This is a genomic window from Moorena sp. SIO3I6, assembly GCF_010672095.1.
In genome coordinates this window covers 1-2,330 of sequence record NZ_JAAHHU010000740.1, presented here as the reverse complement: position 1 = coordinate 2,330, position 2,330 = coordinate 1, and the positions used below count along the sequence as shown (strand labels likewise).

The 2,330-nt window shown below is 38.8% G+C and carries 4 protein-coding genes; all 4 read left to right on the top strand.

Translation table 11 applies throughout. The features are described from left to right. The first annotated feature begins 1,074 nt into the window (after positions 1-1,074). Genes F6K49_RS42105 through F6K49_RS53905 form a run of 4 tightly spaced genes read left to right on the top strand, consistent with a single transcriptional unit; the run spans position 1,075 to position 2,119 of the window. On the top strand, positions 1,075-1,365 hold the full coding sequence (locus F6K49_RS42105) for a PqqD family peptide modification chaperone (RefSeq protein WP_293107268.1): 291 nt from the start codon (positions 1,075-1,077) through the stop codon (positions 1,363-1,365). Beyond that, on the top strand, positions 1,349-1,795 hold the full coding sequence (locus F6K49_RS42100) for a lasso peptide biosynthesis B2 protein (protein ID WP_293107265.1): 447 nt from the start codon (positions 1,349-1,351) through the stop codon (positions 1,793-1,795). Before F6K49_RS42105 ends, F6K49_RS42100 begins: the two co-directional genes overlap by 17 nt. A 37-nt stretch (positions 1,796-1,832) precedes the next feature. Further along, positions 1,833-2,054 (top strand): hypothetical protein, encoded by a 222-nt coding sequence (locus tag F6K49_RS42095; protein WP_293107262.1) that lies wholly within the window; start codon positions 1,833-1,835, stop codon positions 2,052-2,054. Continuing rightward, complete coding sequence (locus F6K49_RS53905; protein WP_366514301.1) at positions 2,012-2,119, top strand: asparagine synthase-related protein; 108 nt, start codon at positions 2,012-2,014, stop codon at positions 2,117-2,119. Before F6K49_RS42095 ends, F6K49_RS53905 begins: the two co-directional genes overlap by 43 nt. The last annotated feature ends 211 nt before the right edge of the window (positions 2,120-2,330 follow it).

Sequence of the window (2,330 nt, the reverse complement as noted above, 5' to 3'; positions counted from 1 at the left end):
TCCCTCCATAGGACTGCCCACCCGACATGAACTACATGAACCTGAGTAGGGTGGGCAGTGCTTACCAACCCTATGGCAAGCAAAGGAATCCCCTCCATAGGACTGCCCACCCGACATGAACTAGAAACCGCTATAGCATTTACAAATAGGTCATGAACAATCTTGCTGATTTCTCATAACACCAAAAACTACTCAGAGCTCTTTGCTACTGTTCCCTGTTCCCTGTTCTTTGTTCCCTTTTTTGATCAATCCTCTGTTTAAATCTCCAATAAAACTTAGCGAAAACTTGGAATTATTTTTTTTATAAAAATGATTATTAATTTTTAGTTAATATCAAAAAAATGTTGGTTTTTGGGAGATGTTTATTGTCTGATGCCCAGAACACCATTGATCTAGGTGAGTGCCTAGTGCAGAACAGCGGACTTCAAAACATTCCAGATAGAGGTAAATAAGCCAAATGTAAAGAAAACTTAAAATATCAGAATCTCAGCCCCAAACTGCATAATCTTGAGTATAGTTACATATGGAGGCGGTTGAGTTGACTTAGATAAAGGTATGTTTTAAGGGCAATCACACATACCTAACCGGAAACGGTTTTTCTATATCCGTCCAATTTGACAAGGGAAATATCTACCAAAAAATCCCCTGAGCTAAATGGTGTTCTTCTTAGGAGAAAACCTAAGAAATCTGAAATTAATAACGAATTATCTGTCTTAGAGGATGTTTTCAAGGTTTCCTAGACTACCTCCAAGCCATTCCATGACATGGAAATAAAAAGACATTCAGCCATTCAAATCAAGGATTGGAAGTAAACCAAGCTACTTTTAAAGTATCCTCGCCGTCTGTTTTGCGCTGCCATTGAAAATGAAATTTTAATGGTTTGAGCCTTTGCAATCGCATCAGGTGTAATTGGTATAATTCGTTATACTATGTATTTGTGTAAGAGTCAGATAATTAGTATTGTTTTTGATAATAATTATCTGTAATTTTGCACTTAATTATTGGGAATTTATGACCAATAATGCCCGGTTATATTATGGCTAGATAAATTCAGTTTCAGGAGTTTTGTAGAGCATGGTAACAGCTGATTCAAGGGTAGTAGCAACTAAGGAACAGTTATCTGCCGATTTGACTGGAGAAACGATTATTCTCAACTCCAAGTCTGGAGTGTACTTTGGTCTCAATGCTGTAGGTGCCAGTATTTGGAATCTGATTCAGGAACCAAAGACTGTTAATGAAATTCGGGATGCCATTCTAGCAAAGTACCAGGTGGAGCCTGAGCAATGCGAAAGTGATATTTTGGCATTACTCCAGGAACTGCAAACTGAAGGACTAATTGAGGTAGGGGATGAAACAGCTATGTAAGTTCTTAAGCCTTACCCATACAGAGCGCCAACTTTTCATCAAAGCCTTTCTATTGCTGGCATTAGTCAGATTGGGGATGTGGTCGTTGCCATTTAAGACTTTACGACGACTTTTAGCAATTATCAGTCAAGCAAATCCTGTAGGATTACAACAATATTCCCCTACCACAGACCAAATTGTTGAAGCGGTGAATCGTAGCAGCCGTTATCTCCCTGGTAATGCTAAGTGTTTAGCTAGAGCTTTAACTACCCAAACTCTCATGAGTCAATATTGTTACTCAGCTGAACTGCGAATTGGGGTTGCTAAGGGAGAGCAAGGACAATTTGAGGCTCATGCTTGGGTAGAAAGTCAGGGAAAAATCGTGATTGGTAATCTCAGAGATCTTTCTCGATTCACTCCCATGTCATCCTTTGAAAGAAGTAGATTATGAGTGGAATCTTAGGTATTTACAATCTTGATATCGCCCCGTGGAGCGCGAAAAAATTGGGCACATGGTAGATATCCTGGCGCACCGGGAACCAGATGGCGCTCAGGTTTGGTGCGATGATCGCTTTGTGGGTTTAGGACATCGGATGTTATGGACGACACCTGAATCTTTATTAGAGCAATTACCTTTAAAAGACCGCACTGGTAATTTAATACTGACATTAGTGCAGCAGTTAGCATCGAAGCTCGTCATCCTTTTTTAGATAAAAGAGTTACTGAATTGTGTTTAGCAGGAGCGGCTCAATGTAAACTGCTTAAAGCAGTATAATTATAATTAAAAATTTATTTAAAAAAACAATCATAATTATCCCATTACCTAAATACCAATGCGGTACAAGAATACTATCAAAAGTTTTAAAACTCTGCGGCTAAATGGCAGCAGAGAAGGCGAGAAGCCAGGATGAGTAATTGTGCAATTTACTTATCACTTTGGTTAAAGTGAATGGAATAATTGTACTTAACTAATTTCCGTCTATCGC